At 45.6% G+C, this 19,458-nt stretch carries 18 protein-coding genes and 1 pseudogene; 3 read left to right on the forward strand and 16 right to left on the reverse strand.

Annotation, left to right across the window (positions count from 1 at the left end; translation table 11 throughout):
* Positions 1-637 precede the first annotated feature (637 nt).
* The 9 genes and pseudogenes from B0182_RS04260 to B0182_RS04305 form a co-directional block, all read right to left on the reverse strand.
* On the reverse strand, positions 638-1,099 hold the full coding sequence (locus B0182_RS04260; RefSeq protein WP_143821661.1) for a hypothetical protein: 462 nt from the start codon (positions 1,097-1,099) through the stop codon (positions 638-640).
* Positions 1,092-4,625 (reverse strand): transcription-repair coupling factor, encoded by a 3,534-nt coding sequence (gene mfd / locus B0182_RS04265; RefSeq protein WP_112742332.1) that lies wholly within the window; start codon positions 4,623-4,625, stop codon positions 1,092-1,094. The genes B0182_RS04260 and mfd overlap by 8 nt, the downstream gene beginning before the upstream one ends.
* A 57-nt stretch (positions 4,626-4,682) precedes the next feature.
* Positions 4,683-6,506 carry a SurA N-terminal domain-containing protein gene (locus B0182_RS04270; protein WP_228157687.1) on the reverse strand — a complete coding sequence of 608 codons (1,824 nt, stop codon included), beginning with the start codon at positions 6,504-6,506 and terminating at the stop codon, positions 4,683-4,685.
* Between the two features lie 110 nt (positions 6,507-6,616).
* Positions 6,617-6,964, reverse strand: a pseudogene (locus B0182_RS14810) (DUF1345 domain-containing protein).
* The gene (locus B0182_RS04285; RefSeq protein WP_158079625.1) at positions 6,852-7,343 is read right to left on the reverse strand and encodes a DUF1345 domain-containing protein; all 492 of its coding nucleotides are present in this window, start codon (positions 7,341-7,343) and stop codon (positions 6,852-6,854) included. Before B0182_RS04285 ends, B0182_RS14810 begins: the two are co-directional and overlap by 113 nt.
* Before the next feature lie 77 nt (positions 7,344-7,420).
* Positions 7,421-8,050: a MarC family protein gene (locus B0182_RS04290; protein ID WP_029102168.1), complete on the reverse strand. Its 630-nt coding sequence runs from the start codon at positions 8,048-8,050 to the stop codon at positions 7,421-7,423.
* Positions 8,051-8,196: 146 nt separating this feature from the next.
* Positions 8,197-8,904: a YidX family protein gene (locus B0182_RS04295; RefSeq protein ID WP_078273753.1), complete on the reverse strand. Its 708-nt coding sequence runs from the start codon at positions 8,902-8,904 to the stop codon at positions 8,197-8,199.
* A 132-nt stretch (positions 8,905-9,036) separates the two neighbouring features.
* A complete protein-coding gene (locus B0182_RS04300; RefSeq protein ID WP_078273754.1) occupies positions 9,037-10,245 on the reverse strand; it encodes a glycosyltransferase in 1,209 nt (402 codons plus the stop codon).
* Positions 10,242-10,739, reverse strand: coding sequence for a peroxiredoxin (locus B0182_RS04305; protein ID WP_410173919.1), 498 nt, complete (start codon positions 10,737-10,739; stop codon positions 10,242-10,244). Before B0182_RS04305 ends, B0182_RS04300 begins: the two co-directional genes overlap by 4 nt.
* Positions 10,740-10,939: 200 nt before the next feature.
* On the opposite strand from B0182_RS04305, the gene B0182_RS04310 reads away from it, so the two are divergent.
* Positions 10,940-12,253: an NCS2 family permease gene (locus B0182_RS04310; RefSeq protein WP_078273755.1), complete on the forward strand. Its 1,314-nt coding sequence runs from the start codon at positions 10,940-10,942 to the stop codon at positions 12,251-12,253.
* A 152-nt stretch (positions 12,254-12,405) separates the two neighbouring features.
* Positions 12,406-12,963, forward strand: a complete 558-nt coding sequence (locus tag B0182_RS04315) for a hypothetical protein (protein WP_078273756.1) — start codon at positions 12,406-12,408, stop codon at positions 12,961-12,963.
* 144 nt (positions 12,964-13,107) lie between these two features.
* Here the strand turns inward: B0182_RS04315 and B0182_RS04320 are convergent, their stop codons facing one another.
* The 3 genes from B0182_RS04320 to queC form a co-directional block, all read right to left on the reverse strand.
* The gene (locus B0182_RS04320) at positions 13,108-13,695 is read right to left on the reverse strand and encodes a TetR/AcrR family transcriptional regulator (protein WP_078273757.1); all 588 of its coding nucleotides are present in this window, start codon (positions 13,693-13,695) and stop codon (positions 13,108-13,110) included.
* A 40-nt stretch (positions 13,696-13,735) separates the two neighbouring features.
* On the reverse strand, positions 13,736-14,077 hold the full coding sequence (locus tag B0182_RS04325; RefSeq protein ID WP_078273758.1) for a DMT family transporter: 342 nt from the start codon (positions 14,075-14,077) through the stop codon (positions 13,736-13,738).
* A gap of 221 nt (positions 14,078-14,298) precedes the next feature.
* Positions 14,299-15,048: a 7-cyano-7-deazaguanine synthase QueC gene (gene queC, locus B0182_RS04330; protein ID WP_078273759.1), complete on the reverse strand. Its 750-nt coding sequence runs from the start codon at positions 15,046-15,048 to the stop codon at positions 14,299-14,301.
* Positions 15,049-15,276: 228 nt separating this feature from the next.
* Here queC and B0182_RS04335 point away from each other — a divergent pair, with 228 nt between their 5' ends.
* Positions 15,277-16,584, forward strand: a complete 1,308-nt coding sequence (locus tag B0182_RS04335) for an NCS2 family permease (RefSeq protein ID WP_078273760.1) — start codon at positions 15,277-15,279, stop codon at positions 16,582-16,584.
* Between the two features lie 429 nt (positions 16,585-17,013).
* Here the strand turns inward: B0182_RS04335 and lptB are convergent, their stop codons facing one another.
* The 4 genes from lptB to B0182_RS04355 all read right to left on the reverse strand — a co-directional run bounded on the left by lptB (position 17,014) and on the right by B0182_RS04355 (position 19,432).
* Positions 17,014-17,739, reverse strand: a complete 726-nt coding sequence (gene lptB, locus B0182_RS04340; protein ID WP_078273761.1) for an LPS export ABC transporter ATP-binding protein — start codon at positions 17,737-17,739, stop codon at positions 17,014-17,016.
* A complete protein-coding gene (gene lptA / locus B0182_RS04345; protein ID WP_410173938.1) occupies positions 17,736-18,215 on the reverse strand; it encodes a lipopolysaccharide transport periplasmic protein LptA in 480 nt (159 codons plus the stop codon). Before lptA ends, lptB begins: the two co-directional genes overlap by 4 nt.
* Before the next feature lie 72 nt (positions 18,216-18,287).
* A complete protein-coding gene (gene lptC, locus B0182_RS04350; protein WP_078273763.1) occupies positions 18,288-18,863 on the reverse strand; it encodes an LPS export ABC transporter periplasmic protein LptC in 576 nt (191 codons plus the stop codon).
* A 47-nt stretch (positions 18,864-18,910) separates the two neighbouring features.
* The gene (locus B0182_RS04355) at positions 18,911-19,432 is read right to left on the reverse strand and encodes a KdsC family phosphatase (RefSeq protein WP_078273764.1); all 522 of its coding nucleotides are present in this window, start codon (positions 19,430-19,432) and stop codon (positions 18,911-18,913) included.
* Positions 19,433-19,458: the final 26 nt, after the last annotated feature.

The raw sequence follows: 19,458 nt of genomic DNA on the forward strand, positions 1-19,458 counted from the left end.
ACTTTTTGGGCTAGAGCCGGGAAATAAACTATCCACTCTGATATTTATGGTTACTGTATGCACATCATCAGCATAAACAAATACATCAATATCCACATAACAACAATGTCTATGATATCTACTTCTTGCTTGAAAAACCTGCTCCCAAGCGATATATAACATCTCTTTTGAGCGTGTATTATGTTGATAAATATAAATACCGTCATTATCTAACGCTATTTTGATGCATATTTTCCCAATGATAATATAAACTTTAAAAATATCTTAAAAAAAATCAGCCTCATTAAAATCATGATACTGGCAAAAAATAAATTAGGAGCGATATTTGCCAAAGACACGCCTTTTTTTGATAAGGCACTCATCGGAAATGTCGTACCCAGAAAAAAGCAAATGAACGCAACCACTGCACACAACATGGGAAAGGCAATCGGCTCAACCAATCGCCATTCTTTATGGTCAAGATACCTATTATTTGTCGCCTGTTTGGATTGCTCTATAACTGGCAAAAAAAAATGCTTTGTTATTGCTTAGTTCGTCATAATATTCATATAATACATCATCGGATAAGTCTTTAATGATTGACGGATATTTTTCTTGTCTTATAATATTAATCTCATCAGATATTTGGCATAAACAATCAAATAATGCTACCCCTTGATAAATTAACTGCCTTTGTATAAATCAATAGCTTTTTATTCTCGCTCTCATTCTTGGCATTTTTAATATTAAAATGATTACCTTGCAAATCCTGTTTGGCAAAGGCAACCTTGATGTCAGACCAATGAATAAAAACAGGTTTGGTATTTATCTCATAATGATAAATGGTTATGCCATCATCTTCGATATTTAGGTAAGGATTTTTGATTAAAAAATCAAACAAGCCAAAACAATAATCAATATGCTTAATCAATAAATACAATATCCATAAAGCAATCGGCACCAAAAAGATAGTATTTGCAATGATATCTGGATCAAACCTAACGATACCAACATAGGCTATCCACAATATCCCAATTACAAACACCCATGCCACAACAAGCCAAAAGATAGATGCAAGTAGTCGCGATAGACTTTCTTTGATGATTAACATCTCATTCAACCAAATGACCTCCCAAATATTTTAACAGCTCAAACACTGCATTGGTTCGCCCCACCACGTCTTTTTCGTCTTTAAAGGTGTATTTTATACCCGTCGCCCCGTTCATGCGATAGCCGTCATTAGACTGAATGAGCTTGATAATCGCCAAACCGTCCACAGGCGTGTCCGCCTTAAACTCCATACTAAGTCCGTAGGCGGTTACGTCAATTTTGCTAATGCCAAGCGGTATGCTTTGCACTCGCATTTTGTGTACCAAAAACAAATTGGCAAGGGCGGTTGGCATCGCCCCAAAACGGTCTATCATCTCGGCACGCATCTCATTTAGCTCGTCCACCGTCTCGGCATTGGCGATACGCTTATAGCACAAAAGCCTCTCATGCACGTCCGCCAAATAATCGCTCGGTATCAAGGCGGACGCATGAATGTTGATATCACTCACCAAGTCAAGCGGTGTGGCAAGGCTTGGCGTATTACCCGATTTTATCGCCTTTGTGGCACGTTCTAGCATATCCATATACAGCCCAAAACCAATGGTCTGCATATTGCCCGACTGCTCCTTGCCCAAAATCTCGCCCGCCCCACGAATCTCCAAATCTTCGCTCGCCAGCATAAACCCTGCCCCAAGCGTATTGGCTCGGCTAATGGCATCAAGGCGTTTTTTGGCATCAGCCGTCAGCCCCTTAATGGACGGCACAAACAAATAACAATACGCCTGATGATGAGACCGCCCCACTCGCCCACGCAGTTGGTGCAACTGGGCAAGTCCAAACTTATCGGCTCGGTTGATGATAATCGTATTGGCATTTGGCACGTCAATGCCTGTCTCAATAATGGTACTGGCAACAAGCACGTTCGTTTTTTTGTGATAAAAATCACTCATGACATCGTGGAGTTCTTTTTCCGCCATTTGCCCATGAGCCACGCCCACACGCACCTCAGGGATAAGCTCGGACAAGTTCTCCGCCGCCGTGTCAATGCTCGCCACATCATTGTGCAAATAGTACACCTGCCCCCCACGCAAAATCTCACGCAAAATCGCATCTTTGGTTGTCTGCTCGTTTTTTTCAGCGACAAAAGTTTTAATGGCAAGCCTTCTGGCTGGCGGTGTGGCAATGATAGAAATGTCCTGCATACCAGACAAAGCCATGTTCAGCGTGCGTGGAATGGGCGTAGCGGTCATCGTGAGCGTATCCACGTCCGCTTGTATGGCTTTGATTTTTTCTTTATGGCGTACGCCAAAACGATGCTCTTCGTCAATTATCATCAAGCCTAGATTTTTAAATTTAACATCATCTTGCAAAATTCGGTGCGTACCGATGACAATATCCACCTTACCGTCTGCCAGATCAGCAAGCACTTTATCTTGGGCTTTTTTACCGACAAAACGAGACAGGCTTTCAATCTTAATCGCCCAATCGGCAAATCTGTCCTTAAAACTGTCCTCGTGTTGCCCCGCCAGTAGCGTAGTTGGCACAAGCACCGCCACTTGATAACCTGCCTGCACCGCAATGAATGCCGACCGCATGGCGACCTCCGTCTTGCCAAAACCCACATCACCACAGATAAGCCTATCCATGGGCTTAGTCTGTTTCATGTCAAACATCACCGCTTCAATGGCACTTTGCTGGTCAGGCGTTTCGTCATAGGCAAACCCACTGGCAAACAGCTCATAACTTGCCATGTCAATGTCAAAACTAATGCCCTGCTTGGCGTTACGGCGAGCCTGCACATTCAACAGCTCCGCCGCCACGTCATAAATGTCAGTCAAGGTCTTTTGGCGTGCCTTGTCCCACTTGCCCGAGCCAAGTTTTGACAACTGCACCGCCTCGCTATCGGTACCGCTATACCGCCCAATTAAAGCAAGATTGGTAATCGGCACATAGACGTTGGCATCATCGGCATATTTGATATGGATAAATTCCTGCTCGCCCTCACCCACGTCAAGCACGACAAGCCCCTGATACCGCCCAATGCCATAAGACAAATGCACGACAAGCGACCCCTCGGTCATCTCGCTTACCGACTTTATCAAAAAGGCTTGCGATAAGGCATTTTGGCGTTTGCGTTTGGTGGTGGCGACCACTCGCCCAAAAATTTGGGTTTCGCTAATGACACAAAAGCCTTGATTTTTCTTATTTTTTAGCCATAATCCACGCTCTATCGGGGCAACAGTTAAGGCAATTTTGTGGGTAAATTTATCCAAATTTGCCAAAAACTCACCAAAATCCGCCACCGTGTCGCTGTCAAGTTTGCCTTTTAATAATTCTAAAATAATCTCACGGCGACCTGCACTTTCGCACACCAATAAAATAGGCTCATCGCACGCCCTCACAAAGTCCAAAAACTCGCCCAAGGGTTCGTCTTTTTGATGATTGATTGGCAAATTGGGGACGGTGTGGGCGGTAAATTGGCGAAATAAGGAAAGTGAATTTTCTTTATTGCCAAATACTGCCCTTGGATACACTTTTAAGGCTTGAAAAAATTCATTGCTTGGCAAATACAAATAATCAGGGGGCAGGATTGGCACGTCCTTATCAAACGCCCGAGAATGATAGCGTGCGTTTACCTGCTCCCAAAAGTCGTGATGATGAGCGGACAAATTGTCATCACAGACAACCAGTGTATTTTTGGGCAAATAATGAAACAGCGTGCCTGTCGTCTGCCATTCATGCAAATCAAAAAATAGCGGTGCGTAATACTCCACCCCAGACGGCTGTATGCCATTCATGACATCATTATAAAATTCCACCTTGCGAGCGGACGCATTGGGGAATAGGCTGGCAAAATTTTGGCGGAACGTCTCTTTGTCGTCTAAGTCAAATTCACGGGCAGGCAGTAGGCGAAAACTTGCCACTTTGGGCGAAGTTGGGACGGTTTTGTCGTCAAATACGCCGTCCTTTTTGAGCTTATCAAGCTCTTCGTCGGTAACAGTTCGCTGAGTATCAGGATTAAAAAATTTAATCGTTTCTATCTCATCGTCAAATAATTCCAAACGAAACGGCAAGGCTTGCCCCACCGCAAAAATATCCACAATACTCCCACGCACGGCAAATTCGCCCGCCATATAGACGTTATCCACCGCCTTGTAGCCCGCCTTGGCAAGGCGTTCACGCTCATGCTCTATATCAAAGGTATCGCCCACATTCAAATCAAAAAACCGCCCCAAAAGATAGCTTGGCGGTGTGATTTTTTGCATGAGTGTCTGCACGCTCACCAGTAGCACGCCACTTGTTGGCATATGCGTCAAAAGGTCAATCCGCTCGGAAATAATGTCTTGGTGTACCGACAGATTGTCATAAACAAGCGTCTCATAATCGGCAAACACATGGGCGGATATGCCAAAAAAGTGCAGTTCATCGGCAAGGCGTTGCAACTCGCTTTGGGATTGGCAAATGACTAAGGTTAAATCCGTGCTGTCTTTGGCAAGGGTAGCAAGCCACAGGGCAAAACTTGTGTCCGCTTGGGTGGTAAAGTGGGTGTGAAAGTTAGGCTTATGAGTGGGGGTATTGATATTTATCATTAACATGACTCGTCTAATGAAAAACCCATATTTGGCATATGGGTTTTTGGTATTATGTTTGTCTTAGTGTCCAGACATGGCTTGTTCGTTGATTTGCACTTCTTTGGTATCACGCAAGTAGTGTAAATAATCTTGGAGTTGGTCTTGACCGACATTATCACGGATGATTTGTGAGGCTGACAGACGTTCTGCATCCGAGATTTGGGCGGTTGCCGTGCTTTGGGCTTTATCGCCCACCATGACACTCGCCCCTGCGTCCGTCTCTACTACCCAAGCACTCATGCCGTCTTTGTTATGTACAAACAGACTGGCACGCTCGGCAGGCAGTAGCTCTGGGCTTTGGCGAGTAACCACGCCCAGACGCTGGGCAGACTTGGTAAGGGTCGCTGGGTCTTCTTTGGCACGAGCATTGGCTGTGTCTAGGGCAAGTTTGATGGCTTTTTGTTTGGTTAGAGTCACCTTGATTTGCTCACTCGCTTCTGCCAATGTCAGCTCTCTGGCATCTTGGTAGTTGGTCGGCTGTACCCACACCGTTTTGTCAGCGAGGGTGATGTTGGGACTGACCGACTGGTCGCTGATGGCAAAGTCGTCAAAGGCTGCCGACACCACCACAGGAGCGGACAGCTCGCTGGTGTTATTGTCCTTGGTATAGCCTTTAATGCTACGGGCGGTCAGTCCCGTCTCTTGGGCGATGTCACTAATGCCCATACTGTCGGTCGCCATGGTGTTGATTTTGGTAATCATCTCATTCATGGCATTGGCACGTTTACGCTCGGTCGCTCGTTTGGTTAGCTCGTCACGCATGCTATCAAGGCTTGGGGCATCGCCCATTTTGGTGACTTTAAAGATGTGATAACCAAACCCTGTCTGCACAGGCTCGCTCACACCCCCTGCTGTCAGCCCACTGATGGCATTCTCTACAGCACTGCTACTGTCGCCAAAAAAGGCAGGGTTATAGCTTCCGATGTCGCCACCGCTCTCGCCTGTGGGGTCATCCGAATGTGCTTTAGCAAGTGCTTCAAAAGACTCGCCTGCGTCCAGTTTTGCTTTGATGTCTTTGGCACGATGCTCGGCATTATCTCCCGTCAAGAGAATATGCGACAACTGTCTGCCGTCGCCCTGACCTTGTAGGCTGGCTTGATATTCTGCACGAATCTCATCTTCGCTCACAGCATCCATTTTAATGTCAGCATCGCTTAGAGTGACATAAGCCAAATCCACGCTTGGCGACTGAATCATGTCTTTTTTATTGGCGTTATAATAAGCCTCAATCTCAGCAGGGCTAACCGTCACTTTATCGGCAAAATCCTGCCAGTTGTAACGCACCACCCACGCTTCACGACTTTGGGTTTGCAGGTCTATCAAGCGACTGATTTGGCTGTCAGGATAAACAGCTGTTCCCAAAATACTGCTCGTGAGCTGTCGTAGCGACAACTGCGTGCGAAACATGGTAAAGAGCATGTCCTTGGTCATGCCACGGCTCTGTAAATACTGAGCAAACACATCATTAGAGAATTTGCCGTTAGCATCATGGAAAGTCGGGTCAGCTTGCAGTAGACGAGTAATGGCATCATCAGAGACCGTCATACCAAAAAACTGAGCTTGGTTTTCTAACAACGCCCTGTCAATCATGCTGTCTAGCACTTCATCATTTAGGGCTTTATCATTAATCAGACTGCCGTCCACTTGTTCAAGCAGGCGAGCCCGATAGTTATTGACTTCTGACTGAAAGGTTGTGGTATCAATGGCAGTATCGCCCACTTTGACGATTTGGTTGGGGGCAATCTGCCCACCACCGCTAAATGACTGCACACCCAAAAATGCCATAGGAATAAGGGTGATGACAAGCACCGCCTTACCCGCCCAACTCTGCATAAAATTACGCATTTTTTCCATAATACATCACTTTTTAAAATCATAAAAAAACTCTTTATGATACAACATTTTGGCAAAATTCTCTACCAATTTTCACACCCATTTCATCACATTAAATCATTTTATGGCGAAACCAGCGACCCCATCATTTCCATCACAAGCGACAACACTGCCGTATTAAAGAAAAAGGACAATACACTATGAAACGTCCCCACACGACGGAGTTTTTTACTGGTAAATGAGACATCAGGCACGCCCCCTGTCGCCCCAATACCCAACGCAAAATACAAAAAATCTCAATAATCAGGGTTGTTTTCATAAGGAAAATCAAGCGGATATTTATCGTCATGAGTGGCATCATAATAACCATGGGCATAATACAAGGCAAATAAAGTATGGATAAACAACCATGAGACAATGAGCGTACCAAAAGTGATGCAAAGATGTAAGGTGGAAGAGCCAACCTTCATACTGAGCACTGATACGCATCTCATTAATAATGGCAATCATACTAATAAAAGACGTGATTAGTATCAAAATAAGCATGATGCGTTTGCGTTCATACTGCTCATGAACTCGTTTTTTGATGTCTTCGGAGTTCGTTGTAATGAACATTCTAAGTGCCAGTAGCAAATACGCCACCAAAAAGCTGTCCCACGCCAACAAATACACCGTCTCCATGTTAATGCTTGGCACAAACCGCTTTAAAAAACGCACATCAGACAAAGAAAAATACACACAAATAGCGACAATGATTGAGATAACAAGGTTGATGTTATCCCGAAAAAAGTCATAGATTTTATAAAGCAAGGTGCCTTTTTTGGGAGTTTTGATGTTAAATATTGGCATGGGTGTGTTCAAACAAGCAAAAAGCCAAAAATTATAACACAAGCCTTGTTTTGTCATGTTTGCTTTTTGTAGCGTGCTTAGCTCATCAGCTGTGGAAATAAGGTTCTAAGTCCATTAATCAAAATCTCAATCGCCACCGCCGCAAGTAGCATGCCCATAATACGACTTAGGATGTTAAGCCCTGTATCACCCAAAAAGCGACTGATTTTACCTGCCGCCATGAGTGATGCATAACAAAACACACTAATGCACAGCCCCGCCGCCAAAATCATGCCTACTTCAAACACGCCTTTGACTTGGCTGGAATAAATGATGACCGTTGAGATACCGCCTGGCCCTATCATCATCGGGATGGCAAGGGGTACAACCGCTGACGCTGTCAAGGATGAGCTAACTTCCACTTCTTCTTCGTTAGGCTTGACAGGGTTGCCACCGCCATTCATCATGTTAATGGCAATCAAGAATACCAAAATCCCACCTGCTACCTGAAACGACCCCACCGAAATGCCCAGTACTTTTAGCAGGCTTTCACCTAAAATGGTAAAAAAGACAATGCCAATAAACACCGTCACACAGGCGATTTGGGCGACTTTTTGGCGGTCTTTGGCAGGATAACCTTTGGTTAGGTTTAAAAAAAGCCCCAAGGCACTAAACGGATTTATGAGCACCACAAAGGCAAGAATGATTTTGATGAGTTCGGTATCCACAAGATATCCTTGATGTCATTGTCATGGCAAAAGGCGTATTTTATCATGACTTCTATGTTTTTCCTATGGCAATCATCACAGAGCAATTATCCACAAAAATAGGACGCACCCAAATACGTCCTATTTATCAACCATAAACTTTAATATCAGTCAAAAATTTGCCCGATGATTTGCAGTGGCAAGGTGACTACATCAAAAGCGGCGGCGAAAGGAAACAGCACCAGTTTTTCAACAGAACTGCTTTGCCCTTCACGGTAAGCCGTGGTTTGCTCGTTGGTGTAGATGGTGACAGGGTAGGCTTTACTCAGTGCTTTTAGGCTGGACTGATTGCTCACGGCAGGATAGGTATGACCTTTTAGGGGAATATCAAAGCAGTAGCTTTGAGCCCCAAGATTCGATTCGCTGTGATTGGTGCATTCTTTGACACCATTTTGCAAAAAGAAGTTTAGCTCTTCGTTGGTCACTTCGGCTTTTAACTTGGTGTATCTAAAGGCAAGTTCACCGGTAAAACTGCCGTCATTATTGGCAGAATAAAAGTCCAAGCCTTTGGTAAGGCTGATATGGCGTGGATCAAGGCGAGTGATGAGATTGTTGAAGCGAGTCCCGCCTTCAACCAACACATAACTGTTACGCTGACCGACAATCACGACCGCATCCGATGGGATGTTGGGTAGCTTTAATGATGGCTTACCAAATGCCACAACGACGTCATTGGTTAGTACCCTCTTTTGGGTGGTGGTATAAGTACCGCCTGAGTCCTTTTCTAACAATGCACTGGTTGCACAGCCTGACAGCAGGGTTGCTGATAGGGCAGATGTTAGGGCGGTTTTGCCAAGCTTGCTTAGTTTTTTCATAAAACAGCCTTATATAACCAATAAAAAGGTAGATTATTTTTATAAAACCAAATAATCTACAAAACCGATTATAAATAATTTTAAAACGCCTGTAAACGCTCCGTGCAAAAATAACTTGTAAGACCATGATTTTTAAGCACTTTCGGCTTTGACACAGACCAGATTATCATGTCTATCTTTATCAACCAAATGACAGTCTGGCACAAGCGACTGATACACCGCCAAAGTCTCAGCAGTCATCTGCTCGATGGTGTATTCGTGCGTCATTGGGGGGCGAGTTTTGTTTTGTAGGTGGAATTTGATGTTTTTGCACAGAGCAAGGGCAGTTTCTTCTTTGACCAGTCCTTGGGGGTAAGTGGCTTGTAGGATGTCGGAAAATGCCCCCCTTGCCCAACCGATGACAGGCGTGCCAAGATGTATCGCTTGAATAGCGGTAATGCCAATACTCTCGGGGCGTTCAGCAAGGGCAAGCACCACATTGGCAGATGACAGCCATTCTTTCATGTCAGGGGGTCGCCGTCCGATGAACGTCACACGGCTATTTAGTCCCAAAGCGTGCAGACGTTGGACAAACTCTTCGTGGGCGACGTCTTGGTCGGTGGCGTTTGCCAAATCATCTTCCATGATGATGGCGTGGATGTTTGGGAATTTTTCTTGTAAGTTGCCCAAAATATCCACAAGCCAGTCTTGACCGTATTCATGTCCGACAGGTGTGGGAAATACGAGCCATTTTTTGTGTTCAAGTTCGGGATATTCGGCAAACACGCCATGAAGCCAATGCACGGATGCATGATGGCGATAGGGGTATTTTCGAGTGTCCACGCCACGGCGGACGCAGACGATTTTAAAGGGGAATTCTTGGATGTTGTATTCTTCTTTTTTGATGGCGAGTTTTTCTTTGAGATATTTGTCAATACTGCGAGACGCACTGATGATGACGTCAGAGAAAAACAGGGCTTTGCCGTAGTTGTTAAATGGATAAAAGCCATAGATGGTCGCCACGATTTTGGGTTTTTTGTCGTTAGGTAGCGGACGGATTGCCCAATGTAGCACCCATGCAGGCGTGCGAGAATGGACGTGGACGATGTCAGGTTCGTGTTCGCTGATGAGTCGTCTAAGTTTTAGGACGTGTACCAATGACAGCCACGATTTTTTTGCCATGGGAATGCGATAATACTCAGTGTCATCACGAAGCAGGCGAAGTACAAGCTCATCATCGGTGGTGGCAGAGCCGATGACTACGGATTCATGCCCTGCTTTGGATAGGGCATGCGTGATGGCAAAAATACCCCGTTCGGATTCATCGTGCTTTAACGATGATGATAAGTGCATGACTTTCATAGATTTTTTAAAAAGTCCAGTAGAGCGTTGGCGTGTTCTTTGGCTTTGACGTTGCGAAAACTTGCGACCATCTTCCCTGTTTTGTCAAACACGAACGTCGAACGCACCACGCCTAGGTGGGTTTTGCCGTACATCATTTTTTCTTTGATGACATCAAAATGCTGGCACAGCACCTCATCAGGGTCGCTGATAAGCCCAATACCCAGCTCTTTTTTGCTGATGAAATTCTGATGCGAGCGTACGCTATCACGAGACACACCAAGCACCACATAGCCAAGTTTGGCAAACTCATCAGACAAGACGGTAAAGTCGCTCGCCTGCACGCTACATCCTTGGGTGTTGTCTTTGGGATAAAAATACAAAATCAAGCCTTTGCCATAGGTGCCAATATACTCTGCCAAATCAATGTCTTCATTGATAAAGTCATCATCATGCTGACGCACCAGATGAACATGAAAGTTGGGTAGGCGGATATTTTCTTGGGAATTTTTCATGATGGTATTTTGCAATTTAAGAATTTAAGTAGGGTAAGAGATAATAAGATAATCCGCCTATTTTACCCAAAAATCGCCTAAATTACCAATCATAAAACAAGGCATATGTCATAAAAAAATTTTCGTTAATATTTGTAAAAATTGTAATTATACGGTAAAATTATCCGCTATTTTTTGAGCAATTTAAGATAAGGCGATTTATGTCTTTGCTTTCTTTTTTTAACATCAATGAACGTGGCTCAACGGTACGCCAAGAAGTCATCGCAGGCTTGACCACGTTTTTGGCGATGGTGTATTCAGTGATTGTCGTGCCGGGGATGCTCGCTGATGCTGGCTTTCCTGCCGAGTCGGTCTTTATCGCCACGTGTTTGGTGGCAGGGTTTGGTTCTATTTTGATTGGCGTATTTGCCAATGTGCCAATGGCAATCGGCTGTGCCATTAGCTTGACGGCATTTACCGCATTTAGCTTGGTGCTGGGTCAAGGCATTAGCATTCCTGTCGCCTTAGGGGCGATTTTTTTAATGGGGTTGCTGTTTACGCTGATATCGGTCACAGGCATTCGGGCGTGGATTTTAAAGAACCTACCCAGTTCTATCGCTCATGGCGCGGGGATTGGCATTGGCTTATTTTTGCTACTCATCGCTGCCAATGGCGTGGGGCTTGTCATCAAAAATGATGCAGGACTGCCTGTCAAGATGGGCGAGTTTACCTCCTTTGGGGTCATCATGTCGCTCATCGGTCTGGCGGCGATTGTCGGTCTTGAAAAACGTCAGGTCAAGGGCGGTATCCTATGGGTGATTATCGCCATTACCATCATCGGGCTGATTTTTGACCCGAATGTCAAATTTGGCGGTTCTATTTTTAAACTACCAAGTTTTGGCGATGAGTCGCTGTTTGGGGCGATGGATATCATGGGGGCATTAAATGCGGCGGTGTTGCCTGCGGTGTTTGCCCTTGTCATGACGGCGGTGTTTGATGCCACAGGGACGATTCGTGCGGTGGCGGGGCAGGCGGGTCTCATTGACAAAGACGGGCAAATCGTGGGTGGCGGTAAGGCTCTCACGGCAGACTCGGTGTCATCACTCATGTCGGGTGTGTTCGGTACCGCCCCTGCGGCGGTATACATCGAGTCGGCGGCAGGTACGGCAGTCGGTGGTAAAACGGGGCTGACAGCAGTGGTCGTGGGCGGTCTGTTCTTGCTCATGCTGTTCTTTCAGCCATTGGCATTTTTGGTGCCAAACTATGCCACCGCCCCTGCACTCATGTATGTGGGACTACTCATGCTAAGTAACGTCTCAAAACTGAATTTTGATGACTTTGTGGAGGCGATGAGCGGACTTATTTGTGCGGTGTTTATTGTTTTGACTGCGAACATTGTTACAGGTATCATGTTAGGCTTTGGCTCGCTCGTGCTGGGTCGTGTCATCTCTGGTGAGTTTAAAAAGCTTAACATCGGTACGGTCATCATTGCCATTGTCTTGGTGGCGTTCTATGCGTTGGGTTATGCCATTTAGATTTGGGTGCGGTCACAACAAAAACCATTTGCCATGCGGTGAATGGTTTTTTGTTGGTGTTATTAATAGTATTAATGGTTTGATGGATTTACAAGCTTTATTTGCTATGCTACAATCAGAATCGTTTTTAAATATTAACTGGGAGTAAATTTATGTCTGATTTGACCGACATCAAAGAAGTATTACAGCAGTGTGCAAGTGTGCCGATATCGTTACTAGATGGCATTGGTTATGATGGCGAATGTGATTTGGTGGCGGATGTGCTGTTTCCTGTGCTGGGTTGGGACAGCGATAATAACTATCAAACCCCTGCCGATGGGCAATTTATGGAATACATGGAGTGGAAAGAGCCTTATTTGGATTTTGACAAATTCGCTTTGATAAAACAGCGTGGCATTGCCATTGAAGATGAGTTTTTGGAGCATTATGCCCAAATATGTGGCGATGACGATGATGAAGATGATTTTGATGGTACTGACATTAACATGATGTTTGATGCCATGATACAAAAACAGATGGCACGATTTGAAGCCATGCGTGAGCTGTTTTTTAACTATTTTAATGAACAATTAGCAGGGCATGGGCTAAAATTGGTGGAGCTTGGCTCGCATGAAAATGCCTTTTTTCTACTGGTTCATGATAATGATGATGAGATCAAAAAGCTCACTGATGTATTTGCCAATTATGATGTGGCGGTATCGGTGGGTTGATGGGTTTGTCTGATTTTGGCTTTATGGCTAACGAGCTTGATATTTGTCACGAGCTTGTGAGGGCGTGTTCATCACGCCCTTTTTTAATGGTTTTATTCTTACCGTTCGCATATCATTGAGCTTGTCATGATTTTAAAGATTTGGCTAAACATCATCTGCCAATGCCAGCAGATACGTTCGCATGGCAGGCAGTTCGTCATGGGGAATGTTATTGAGCCACGCCCCGTCCACAGCACAGCGTATGATGGACAGACGTGGGTCGCTGTCGGTGCTTGCGTGGGTTTTGATTTTTTGGGCAAACCAATTTATCCACAACTCATTCATCTGGCTGTCAGCGGTCATCGCTCGGATAAGTCCCGCCCAGTCGCTTTGTAGTCCAATCTCTTGGTTGTCAAACATTACCCGCACATAGGCTTTGGTAAACACTCCCATCTCGGTGGGGTGTGCGTTCATGTCGGCTAATATGGCGGTATTGATTTGGGCGATGAACAGCTCTGCCACGCTGGTGATGAGTTCGTCTTTGGATTTGAAATGATGAAACAGTCCGCCTTTGCTCGTGCCTGCCATGTCCGCCACTTTTTGCATGGACAGATTGCCAATGCCGACATCTAGCATGAGATTTTTGGCACAGACTAGGATGGTGTGGCGTAACAGCTCGGGGTTGTTTTTGCGTTTGTTGGTTTTGTCATCAGGTGCAGGCGTGGGAGTGTTGGTGTTAAATAAGTCGTTCATGAGAATCTCTTGGGGTTAAAATAAAAAATAATTTTGAAAGCTAATGAGCGGTGGCGGATGAAAAGACATTCATAATCACCACACCCGCTACAATAAAAGCCATGCCGATGATGGCAGGCGTGTCTAAGGGCTGTTTTAGGATAAATATGCCAATCAAGGCGGTCAAGACAATGCCCACGCCCGACCAAATGGCATAGGTCATGCCAAGGGGAATGGCCCTGACGACATGAGACAGCAAATAAAAAGCGATGGCAAAACAGGTCAGCGTGATACAGATGGGGATGAGTTTGCTAAATCCGTCTGATTTTGCCAAAAAAGTCGAGCCTGTCACTTCGCTGATGATGGCAAGGGCGAGCAGGGCGTAAGCGATAGAGAGTTGCATGATGATTTAAATGTTAAACATGATAAATAAAACCGACTGGTCGGTCTTTTATATTTTACAAGAAGCCATGACCAAATGCAAGTTTTTTAATTTATCCTTGCTTCATTCTCAACTTAAAATGGTAACTTATCGATTGTCTATGATTAGTTTGGATATACAAGGGGCGAATTTCAATTTGCCCCTTGATAAATCAAGCACTTATAAAAAATTGAGAATGGGGTTTATCCTTGCGTTGGTTTATTTTGATAACGGGTGGGGTCAGGAACACCTGCCTGCACAAAGCCTTGATGACGTAGCACGCAGCTGTCGCACTCGCCACAGGCTCGCCCGTCACTATCGGCACGGTAGCATGACACGGTTTGGGCATAATCCACACCCAGTGATAGCCCAAGCGTTAGGGTCTCGGCCTTGGATAAGTGCTGCAAGGGAGCGATGATGGATAGGCGTCTGCCTGCTCGCCCTGCCACGGTGGCAAGATTTGCCATGGTCTCAAAGGCACGAATGTAATCGTCTCGGCAGTCAGGATAGCCCGAGAAATCAACCGAACTTACCCCGATGATGATGGCACAGGCTTCGGTCACTTCTGCCACGGCTAGGGCATAGGATAGAAAAATGGTGTTACGAGCAGGGACGTAGGTGACAGGCACAGCATCACTGTCCGCTTGATAATCAGGCACATCAATGCTGGTGTCGGTCAATGCCGAACCGCCAAGCTGAGCGATATCAATGTCAATGATACGGTGTGACACGCCAAGTGTTTGGGCGATGGCGGATGAAAACGCAAGCTCGCTTGAATGCCGCTGCCCGTAGCGAAAACTGATGGCGGTAATCTCTTTAAAAACCGCTTTCGCCCAATACAGACAAGTGGTGGAGTCAAGCCCCCCTGAGAGCAAAACGACCGCTTTTTGGCGGGCAAAATCATCAGAATGGGGAATGTTAAGGTTATTGTTATCGGGGCAAAATGTCGTCATGAACTACAAACCATGCAAAGAATCAAGCAGTCAATTTTAGCATAAAATTCAAAAAATCGTTCAATTTTAATAGGGTGTATTAAGCCTTTACAAACCCATTTACATTTTAGAAAGTTTAAGAAATAAAATGATTGTGTTTACCCAAACAATTTGCTACAATTTGCCAGAAAAACAAACCTTTTGTTTTTCATTGGTCTTTTTACATCTCGCTTATCTTTTGGCTTACCAATGAAAACCCTCCTAGACAATTTCTTTAAATTATCCGCACACCATACCACCGCCAAAACCGAACTCATCGCTGGCATTACCACATTTTTTACCATGGTCTATATCGTCTTTGTCAATCCGTCCATTTTGGGCGTGACAGGCATGGACACACAGGTCGTCTTTGTCACCACTTGCCTTATCACCGCCTTCGGCACGATAGCGATGGGACTGTTTAGCAACTTACCCATCGCCCTTGCTCCTGCCATGGGGCTTAATGCCTTTTTTGCATTTGTGGTCGTCTCTAAGATGGGCTATTCGTGGCAGACGGGCATGGGGGCGATTTTTTGGGGGTCGGTGGGGCTGTTTTTGATGACGATTTTTCAGATTCGTTATTGGCTCATGGCAAGCATTCCTTTGGGACTGCGCGTGGGTATCAGTGCAGGCATTGGGCTATTTATCGCCTTGATTGGTTTTAAGAACATGGGGCTGGTCGTGCCTAATGAAGCCACGCTTGTGACAGTGGGCAACCTACATTCGCCCACGCTACTGATGGGCGTGCTTGGCTTTTTTATCATTGTTGTCATGGCAGCCAAAGGTCGTCACTCTGGGGTATTGGTCTCTATCGTGGTGGTTACCGCTCTTGCTCTGATGTTTGATGACAACGTCAAATTCTCAGGAGAAATTCTCTCACTACCCCCTGCTCTCACGCCCGTGGTCGGACAGGTGGACATCATGGGAGCATTGGATGTGGCGTTGTTTGGGGTTATTTTCTCATTTATGCTCGTGAACCTGTTTGATTCATCAGGCACGCTCATTGCGGTGGCGGACAAGGCAGGTTTTGCCGACAAAGACGGTAAATTCCCCAAAATGAAACAAGCCCTGCTCGTGGACAGCACCAGTGCCATGGCAGGGTCATTCATGGGAACATCCGCCATTAGTACCTACATCGAAAGTGGTTCGGGCGTGTCGGTCGGCGGTCGCACGGGACTGACTGCCGTGGTCGTGGGCGTGCTGTTTTTACTTACCATTTTCTTCTCGCCACTTGCCAGTATCGTGCCTGCTTATGCCACGGCAGGTTCGCTCGTGTTTGTGGGGATTTTGATGGCGAGCAGTCTCATCAAAGTGGAATGGGATGATTTGACCGAAGCCACGCCTGCCTTTATTACCACTGCCATGATGCCGTTTACTTACTCCATCACCGAAGGCATTGCTTTTGGCTTTATCAGCTACTGCGTGATGAAGCTTGCCACAGGTCGCTACAAAGAAATCAACGCTCCTGTTGCGGTAGTTGCCCTATTGTTTATTATTAAATTTGCGTGGGTGGGTTAGGTGCGTGTATTCTTTTATAAAAAACCATCAATAGAATGCTTTCCAAACCCAGATTTTTGTGGATTTTTAAAAACTTCAACCCTCGGGCGTGCCTGCCTTTGGTATTCGCAATGAAAATCACGAAAAATCGCCCGTTTTTTAAGGGAAATCGCAGGCTGCGAGTCTTTTATCAGACAAGTTTTTGACACAGAAAAACAATCCGACCACTTAATTTAAAGAAATTAAGGTAAAAATTTAAAGAAACTAAGGTAAAAACTTGAAAATTTACACGATTAAGTGGTCGGATAGCCATTTTTCATGCAAAAATTGATTGAAATTTTCAAGTTTTCATCTTATTTTATAAGAATGTTCTCAATGTTAGGCACGCCCTAGTATTCACAAGGATTTATACTTAGTTTGAAAAGAGATTTAATGGTAAGCATGCCCAGCCTACACCATAAAATCTCTGCCCAAATATACTCTTTGCACCAACTCATTTTGTAAAATATCACTGGGCGAGCCTTGGGCGATGATGTTGCCTTCGGAGACGATATAAGCCTTCTCGCAGATGGATAAGGTCTCACGCACATTATGGTCAGTAATCAGCACGCCAATGCCCCGCTGTTTTAGGGCGGTGATGACCTCCTTGATGTCACCCACCGAAATGGGGTCAACCCCTGCAAACGGTTCATCTAATAAGATAAACTTAGGGTTGCTTGCCAATGCTCGGGCTATCTCACAGCGACGACGTTCGCCCCCTGACACACTCATGCCCAGAGAATGCCGTACGTGCCCCAAATGAAACTCGCCAATAAGCTTTTCAAGTTCGGCAAGTTGGGCGGATTTATCCAAATCCTGACGGGTCTGCAATATCGCTAAAATATTCTGCTCAATGGTCAGCTTACGAAAAATAGATGCTTCTTGGGGTAGATAGCCAATACCTGCCTTGGCACGCTCATGCATGGCTTTTTTGGACAAATCAGTATTGCCCAACATGACTTGCCCTTTATCCATCGGCACAAGCCCGATAACCATATAAAAACTGGTGGTCTTACCCGCTCCATTAGGCCCTAAGATACCCACCACTTGCCCTTCGTTTATCTCAAAAGAGACATCTTTGACCACCCAACGCTGTCCATAGCGTTTGCCCAAATGGTGCATGGCAAGCGTGGTCATGGGCGAACACCTGTTTGACTGTTGGACTCGCTTGGCGGAAACACCAACTCCACACGGCGACCACCGCCAGCATTGGCTTCCACATCGCCCAGTTTTAGACTATAACGAATGGTATTGCCCGAAAAACTCGCCCCTGCTTGGGTCAGCTTGGCATTACCTGTGAGCGTGATGATACCTGTCACGGCATTATAGTCAATCTTATTTGCCTGCCCCTTGGCAAGACCCTTTTCTTGAGTGACAACTTGTTGCATGGTTGCAGGGCGACCTGTTGCTAGGGCAGTTTTAATACTGCGTTTGTCATCTAGGTTTAGCGTGATGTTATCGGCGGTGATTTTGAGCGTACCTTGCTCGATGATGACATTGCCCGAATAACTAGTTACGCCTGTACGCTCGCTGTATGTCGCTTTGTCAGCAAGCAGACGAATAGGCTGACTGGCGTCCGATGGCAGAGCATGGGCGGATAACGCCATACTCATCCCTGCCACAAAAAGTAGGATTTGGGCTGATAATAAGTGTGATGTTCTCATAAGATATCCATGATAGATGAATTAAAATAAGGGCTTGTCTTCACGCTTGGGCGGGGCAAATTCCATTTGAATGCGATAAAATTCATACTCACCTGTCTGTAAATCCCCTGTAAAACCCTGTGCCATAAAGCTGTCTTCCCCTTGGGTGACGCTGATGGGTTCACTGCTTGCCACTTGACGCTGTTTGGTATTGCCTGTTAGTAGATTGCCTTTGATGATCATATCAGGCTTGGTGTCATCGCCTTGTCGCACCAACACAAAGCCTTCTTTTAATAACAAATCGCCCGTGGTCTGCCCCAAACTGGCAAGGCTGGCTTCTAAATGATAAGTTTCGCTGTTTGGTGGTGTCCAGTCCATTTTGGCATTTTTCATCTCATCCACGCCTGCACTGTTTTTTGCCAAACTGTCCGCCGTTAGCGTGTATTCAATCTCGCCCGTCTCAGGACTGGTCTGAACCGCCTTAATCTCGGTCACTTCATAAGAGACGGCAGGGGCAGACGGCACGGCAGGTTCGATATTGACGTCTTCTTTGTAAAAAAACCATGCCCCGACCATGAATGCCATAACACCAAGCACGCTGAGAATTTTTAGATTCATGAGTGATTATCTCTGTTTTTGAGCTTGATTATTGCCAACTTAGACATTTAGATATATTGAGCGATAAAGGCATCATAAGCTCCTTTTGCCTTTAACAACTGCTCGCACACTTCACGCACCGCGCCATGACCGCCTGATTTGATAGTTACGATGTCCGCCACCGCTTGTGTTTCGGCACAGCCATTTGGCACAGACACGCCCACGCCTGATTCACGCACGGCTTTTAGGTCAGGCAAATCATCACCCATGTACATGCATTCACTCACAGACAGTCCAAGCTCATCGACAAGGGCAGATAAAGCGGTAAATTTGTCATCTCGCCCCTGCACCACATGGTCAATGCCCAACTCATCGGCGCGACGTGCCACCATGGGCGAGCTTCTACCTGTGATGATGGCAAGGATAATGCCCTGCTCTTTTAATGCCTTTAATCCCACACCATCTTGGACATAAAAGGCTTTGGTCTCTATCCCATTGGCATCATAGATGATTTGCCCGTCTGACAAAATCCCATCCACGTCCATGGCAAAAAGTTTGACCGCTTGCAATCGTTTGGTTAAGTCGCTCATGCTTTTCCTTTTGTTGTTTTACAAAT

Origin of the sequence: Moraxella bovis (genome assembly GCF_002014975.1) — a bacterium.
Classification (GTDB): Bacteria; Pseudomonadota; Gammaproteobacteria; order Pseudomonadales; family Moraxellaceae; genus Moraxella; species Moraxella bovis.